The organism is Ruegeria sp. N11 (assembly GCF_056531525.1).
In genome coordinates this window covers 1-6,407 of record NZ_JBQFLX010000052.1, presented here as the reverse complement: position 1 = coordinate 6,407, position 6,407 = coordinate 1, and the positions used below count along the sequence as shown (strand labels likewise).

Sequence of the window (6,407 nt, the reverse complement as noted above, 5' to 3'; positions counted from 1 at the left end):
GGCGGGATTTCCCTGATAACCGGCTATTTACAGGGAATTTTCGTTGAATAGGTCTGAGTTCCGTCATTTCTCCTATCGGAACTGCATGTTTTTCAGAGGTTTATGTTGCAAATTCCCTAAAAGGTGGAACAGGGAATTTTCTCGTGGGAACAGGGAATTGTGCCGACGGATCAGGGAGGGCGAACCCCGTATCAGGGACGCAGGATCTGGAGATGTTATAAGCCGAACAGGCGTTCCTGTTCAGACCAGTCTAGTGGGTGGGTCACGCTGACCAGACGCTTGAGTGTGAGTTCGGTCGGCTGAGCGCCGTCGAAAATCGCGGCCTGAATCTTCGGTGAGAGAAACGCGAGCTGAGCACGGGTACGGATGAAGGCGCCGGGGAGGTTTTCGCGGCGGGCAATTTCCATCAGTTGAACTCCGGCTTTTAGATCACGCGCCCAGCCATGGGCGCGGATCAGCATGGACCGGAGGTGGGGATCGGGTTGGGGTGCCATGTCTCCAGCGATGACCTTGGCCTCGACGCCGCGCCGTCGCAGATCGAAGGATGAGGTGATGTGTGTGAGATCCGGGTTCAGATGATCGGCCGCGATGCCAAGTGCGCTTGCCAGAGTTTTGGGGTGCAATTCGAGGTCGATCTGTCCTCGTGCAATTCTGCCGTTGGCCAGAATATCAGCACCGACCTGACCGCCTTGGCGTTGAAGCCGGGTTACGAAATCTGCAGCTGAAGTCTGAACCGCCCCCGCTGACCCGGCCTCCGGCTGCGCCAGTACCTGGTGCGCGGCGGCGGCGTCTTGCAGATGTCTGACGATGACATCAATGACAGCGTTTTCCAGCGCAGGGCCAGGCAGTCGCCAGCCGGAGATATCCTTGCCGCCCGAGATCAGTCGATTGGAGACATAATAACGTAACCGACGGCCTTTGCGCGTGGTGTGAGTCGGCGTCAACCGATCATCAGTTTCGTCCTGCAGCAGACCGGTGAGCCAGGCCCCGGGGTCAGTGGAGTGTTGGCGCTCATTGGGTGTAGGGTCTGCACGGGATCGCCGCGACGCTTGGCGCATTTTCTCCTGTACCCGGTCCCAGATGTCCTGGTCGATGATCGCCGGATGTTGTCCGTCCCAGATCTTGTCCTTGTGGCGGATTTTTCCGAGATAAACCGGGTTGCGCAACAGGTAATAGATTTGACCCCGTGACAGCGGACAATCCCCCTTCACGCTTCCATCCGCCCGAACAACCCGCTTCGACCGCAGCCCTTCTGCCGTTGCCCGTTCTTCTACTTTGCGCAGGCAACCCAGCCCGTCATAAAGCCCAAAGAGATGCCGGACCGTCCTGGCCTCCTCCTCATTCACCACCAGCGTTCTTGCTTTTGGATCGGGGTGGCGGTCATAGCCCAGGGGCAGATTGCCCCCCATCCAAAGCCCTTTTTTCTTAGACGCCGCGATTTTGTCGCGGATACGTTCGGCGGTGACTTCCCGTTCAAACTGAGCAAAAGACAACAGCACGTTCAGGGTCAGCCGGCCCATGGATGAGGAGGTATTGAAGGCCTGTGTAACTGAGACAAAGGAACAGTTCGCCTGTTCCAGCCGTTCGACCAGCTTCGAGAAGTCGGCAAGCGACCGGGTCAGCCGGTCAATCTTGTAAACCACCACCATGTCAATACGCCCGGCATCGATCTCTTCAAGAAGGCGCTGAAGGGCAGGGCGTTCGAGTGTGCCGCCCGACAGGCCGCCGTCATCGTAGCGCTCGTCCAACAGGGTCCAGCCTTCGTGTCGCTGGCTGGCGACATAGGCCGCGCAGGCTTCATATTGCGCATCTAGTGAATTGAAGTCCTGGTCCAACCCATCCTCGGACGACTTGCGCGTATAGATGGCGCATCGGATTTTACGGCGCGGGCTCATTTGGCGATCTTTCCGGTGAGCCCGAAGAAACGCGGCCCTGACCAATGCGCGCCGGTAATCTCTCGGGCGATGGCCGAGAGTGAGCGATAGGACCGACCGTTCCAAGTGAAGCCGTCATCTGTAACGTCGACTACATGGGTCACGCTATTCCACTCGCGCAGCAGGCGCCCGCCGGGTTTTAGGGCAGGGCATGTAGGCCGGGGTTTCTTCTCAGAGCCCTTTTCCAGCGTGGCTTTGACCTGCCGGGGTAGCCCGCCTTGACGGCGGGACTGCATCTCAAAGGCGATTAAACGGCGCAGGAAGGGTTGGCTGAGCATGGCGGGGGCGGGCTGATCAAACAGCTGCTGCCAAAGCGTGACCAGATCCGATCGACCCATGGCGGCGAGATCGGCGACATCGCTCGTCTTGGTCATGACGCTTCTCCAGTTCCCGCCGCCAGATGATATGTGGATGCTCCATTTGGTTTGTCGGATGTCCGCCGTTCAATTGTGACACCGTTCTTCCGTAACCCACTCAATGCCGCTCGGACCGAATGAGGCTGCCACCCCGTTGTTTTGCAGAGCGCCTCAAGGCTGGCACCGTTCGGGCGACGCAACAAGGCTTGCACCTTGTCAATTTTGGTTTGTTTGGATTTGGACATGTATTGTCTCCTCTGATCTGGGGCTGGCGGAATGCCGAACCCCGGTACCGAGGAGCGCCCGAATGGCTCGGGCGTGGGTTCAGTGATGCGTGGTTCGCAACAACAGTCCAGTTCTTTCTGGGGCGATCTCTGGAGGGGTGTGTATTGCAGGGCGCTGCTGCCGTACCCCCGATTATTCGTCAACAATCTTAATTGGTTACTTTTTGTTTGGGGGTTGCGTCTTGTAATGATGGCACCTACATTTAACCCAATCGCTCGGACTATCAGGGCGGGAAACTGCTCCCGCAGGCAGCACTCATTGGAAACACAGGTTTCCGCAGAGAGCATTCGAAGGGGCAACGAACCGGATCGATTGGTCCGGAGAGTTGCTAGTCGTGCTCTCTCCGAATTCCCAACACGATCCTTTCTTGTCGACGCTAACGAACGTCAAACGAAAGGAGGCGGCTATGTCTGCCAAAAATACACAGAGCGACGCCAAGGCGTCCAAAACGCCGATCTGGATGGCGGAAAAAGTCGTCCAATCTCAGATCAGCCAGATTAAGCCCTACGCCAACAACAACCGCGTGCACGCGGCCAAGAATATCGACAAGCTCAAAGCTTCGGTGGCCCAGTTTGGGTTTGTCACCCCGATCCTGTTGGATGGTTCGGGCACAATCATCGCGGGCCATGGCCGCTATGAGGCCGCCAAGGCTCTGGGGTTGACGTCCGTGCCGACGGTTGTTGCGGGTCACCTGTCAGATGTAGAAGTTCGTGCTTTGCGCATCGCGGATAACAAGCTGGCGGAACTGTCGGACTGGAACGAAGCGGCGCTGCAGATCGAATTTGCCGAGCTGACGGACCTCAGCCTTGATGGCGGGCTGGACTTTGATCTGGACATCACCGGGTTCGAAACACCGGAGATCGACATTATCATCGATGGCACGGATGAGGCCACGAAGACTGAAGCGGAATCTGTTGAGACGCCTGACCCCGCGGTACCGGCAATTACGAAGCCGGGCGACCTCTGGATTCTTGGAGATCACCGCATCTTCTGCGGGGATGCTTTGCAAGCTCAGAGCTACGAGATGCTCCTGGATGGCGAGAGCCCGCAGATGGTGTTCACCGATCCTCCTTATAACGTACCGGTCAATGGGCATGTCCGCTGTGGCACCGGCGGCGATCATCGCGAATTTGCCATGGCGTCGGGAGAAATGTCGGATAGCGAGTTCCGCGGCTTTCTTTCAGGCGTGATCACCCAATTGTTTGGTCGTCTGCCAGACGGGGGTATTGCGATGATCTGCATGGATTGGCGTCATATTGAAGAGCTGATTGCGACCGGCAAGGCAGGCGGCTTCGATCTCATCAACCTCTGCGTCTGGAACAAGACAAACGGAGGCATGGGCAGCCTTTATCGTTCCAAGCACGAGCTGGTTGCGATCTTCAAGAAGCCTGGTGCGCCGCATATCAACAATGTCGAACTGGGAAAGCATGGTCGCAACCGGACCAATGTCTGGGATTGCGCCGGTGTGAACAGCTTTGGGGCAGGGCGTGAAGCGGATCTCGCTGATCATCCCACGGTGAAGCCAACGGCCCTGGTTGCAGATGCCATTATGGATGTGAGTCATCGCGGCGATGTCGTGCTGGACTCCTTTGGCGGGTCCGGCGTGACGTTGCTGGCCGCTGAGAAAACCGGACGCCGGGCGCGGCTTATTGAGTTCGACCCTGTTTACGTCGACGTCGCCATCCGTCGTTGGCAGGAGATGACCGGTGAGAGCGCCGTGCATGCCGTCACGGGGCAAACGTTCGATGCGCTTTCTGCGGCCAGCAACACCACTTCAGAGCAGGAGGCGGATCATGTCTGACGATACGAAGGAGTATGCGGTTGGCTACGGCAAACCGCCCAAAGCAACCCAATTCAAGAAAGGCCGCTCTGGCAATCCGAAAGGGCGGCCGAAAGGTGCCAAAGGGGTGAATGCCAGCTTGAAACGCGAATTGGAAACCAAGATTACGGTTCGCGAAGGCAGCCACGAAATCCGGATTTCCAAGGCGGAGGCAATTGCCAAGCGGCTCACGGCTGGCGCGTTGAAGGGCGACACGAAATTGTTGATGGCGCTGCTGAAACTGGACACAGATCTGTTCAACACAAGTGAATTGGACACGCAAGAAAGCGTCCGTGCGGTTGAGCCGGACGCTGTCGACTACGACATCCTCCGGGATTTCTTTTCCAGTCACCTGGATGGTGACGGCGGTCCAAGAGATGAGGAGGCCAATGATGTCAGCTCCTGATCCCAAAATGGTCCAGCAGGTCGCTCGCGAGGTTTGCCGGGACAATTTCTTTCCCTTTGTGTGGCGTGTGTTTGACACGCTGCATAAAGGGACTGACCGCAGCTTTGATCCGGCCTGCCATGTGCGTGCCATGTGCCATGAGTTGGACAATGTCCGCCAAGGCGAGAACAAGCGATTGATCATCAACATTCCGCCGCGGTGCCTGAAATCCGTAACAGTGGCTGTTGCGTATGTAGCTTATCTTCTTGGGCATAACCCCAGCGCCAAAATCATTGTTGCCAGCTACGGGCTGGATCTGGCGCGCAAGCATTCCGAAGATTGTCGACGGATCATGTCTGCGCGCTGGTACCGGGAAATGTTCCCTGAAACGGTCTTGGCCAAAAAGGGCAACACCTCAGAAGAAATCCGCACCACAAAGCGAGGCAGCCGTAAGGCTGTCTCCATTGGAAGTTCTGTTACGGGCCATGGTGCCGACTACATCATCATCGATGATCTGCTGAAAGCCGGAGATGCGGGCTCCGAGGCCGAACTGGTCAAGGCGCAGGAGTTCATTGAAGGAACTTTGCTGTCGCGCTTTGACAACCCTTCCGAGGGGCGTGTGGTTATGGTTGCACAGCGACTGCACGAGATGGATCCTCCGGGGTATCTGCTCGAACGCGGGACCTATCGGCATCTGAATCTGCCTGCCATCGCCGAAGACCATGAAACGGTTCCTCTTGGGCGTGGAAGGGTTATGCGCCGCAAACCGGGTGATCTCCTTTGTCCGTCACGCCTGGATCAGCAAACGCTCGATACCAAGCGTCGCGAAATGGGCGCAGCTGTGTTCAATTGCCAGTATCAGCAGAATCCCATTGCTCCTGACGGGTCACCCCTGCGCTGGGAGTGGTTTGGTACCTACGAGACCATCGAAGATCGCCGCTGGTATCAGCTTGTCGTTCAAAGCTGGGATACGGGGATGTCTGCGGATCCCCGGTCCGACTTCTCGGTCTGTACGACCTGGGGGTTCCGAGAAAATGCGTGGTCCCTTCTCGACGTCTGGCGTGGGCAGGTGGACTACCCAGACCTGAAAGCCAAGGCTCTGCAGCTTGTCGGTCACTGGGATCCGGATCGAGTTCTGATCGAAGATGCTGCTTCTGGCAAACCGCTTTTCGATGAGTTGTTTCGTGATGACCGCCGGCGGTACGACCGCGTCAAACCTGACAAGGACAAGGAAACCCGGTTCCAATCAGCTTGCAGTCCAGTTGAAGAGGGCAAAGTGTTTTTGCCTGCAGAGGCGCCTTGGCTGGCAGCGTTCAAACGGGAGCTTCAGTCCTTTCCACGCGGTCGCAATGACGATCAGGTCGACAGCTTTGCCCATCTTCTGAACTGGTCCAAGGGAGTGGGGTTCTATCGGGCGCTGGGTCGCGATCACCATATCAACATCGAACGTAGAGAGCGCAATCGCGAGAGGGTCAGGCGACGGTAGAACCTCAGAGTCAAGCTTGAAAACTCGTCGAATAGTACTGGGAGGGCCGATGTCGGACCAATCCTGAGAGCGGCCCCAATGACCGCTCGCAACCACAAACCGGTCTAATCGCTAATGCCGTCGGATGACGGCTTTGAGCCCA

6 protein-coding genes are annotated in these 6,407 nt (G+C 57.3%); 3 read left to right on the top strand and 3 right to left on the bottom strand.

Going from position 1 to position 6,407, the window contains the following annotated elements; all coding sequences use genetic code 11:
- Positions 1–215 precede the first annotated feature (215 nt).
- The 3 genes from ACR0J8_RS23840 to ACR0J8_RS23830 are packed head-to-tail and all read right to left on the bottom strand — an operon-like array spanning position 216 to position 2,535.
- The gene (locus ACR0J8_RS23840) at positions 216–1,895 is read right to left on the bottom strand and encodes a recombinase family protein (protein WP_480892766.1); all 1,680 of its coding nucleotides are present in this window, start codon (positions 1,893–1,895) and stop codon (positions 216–218) included.
- A complete protein-coding gene (locus tag ACR0J8_RS23835; RefSeq protein WP_480892763.1) occupies positions 1,892–2,308 on the bottom strand; it encodes a DUF2924 domain-containing protein in 417 nt (138 codons plus the stop codon). The genes ACR0J8_RS23840 and ACR0J8_RS23835 overlap by 4 nt, the downstream gene beginning before the upstream one ends.
- Positions 2,305–2,535 (bottom strand): DUF3489 domain-containing protein, encoded by a 231-nt coding sequence (locus tag ACR0J8_RS23830; RefSeq protein ID WP_480892760.1) that lies wholly within the window; start codon positions 2,533–2,535, stop codon positions 2,305–2,307. The genes ACR0J8_RS23835 and ACR0J8_RS23830 overlap by 4 nt, the downstream gene beginning before the upstream one ends.
- A 446-nt stretch (positions 2,536–2,981) precedes the next feature.
- Here ACR0J8_RS23830 and ACR0J8_RS23825 point away from each other — a divergent pair, with 446 nt between their 5' ends.
- From ACR0J8_RS23825 to terL, 3 genes are read left to right on the top strand one after another with little or no spacing between them, the layout of a single operon-like run.
- Complete coding sequence (locus ACR0J8_RS23825) at positions 2,982–4,376, top strand: site-specific DNA-methyltransferase (RefSeq protein ID WP_480892757.1); 1,395 nt, start codon at positions 2,982–2,984, stop codon at positions 4,374–4,376.
- Positions 4,369–4,800 (top strand): DUF5681 domain-containing protein, encoded by a 432-nt coding sequence (locus tag ACR0J8_RS23820; protein ID WP_480892755.1) that lies wholly within the window; start codon positions 4,369–4,371, stop codon positions 4,798–4,800. Before ACR0J8_RS23825 ends, ACR0J8_RS23820 begins: the two co-directional genes overlap by 8 nt.
- Entirely contained in the window at positions 4,787–6,265 is a 1,479-nt protein-coding gene (terL, locus tag ACR0J8_RS23815; RefSeq protein WP_480892752.1) for a phage terminase large subunit, read from the top strand. Before ACR0J8_RS23820 ends, terL begins: the two co-directional genes overlap by 14 nt.
- Positions 6,266–6,407 lie beyond the last annotated feature (142 nt).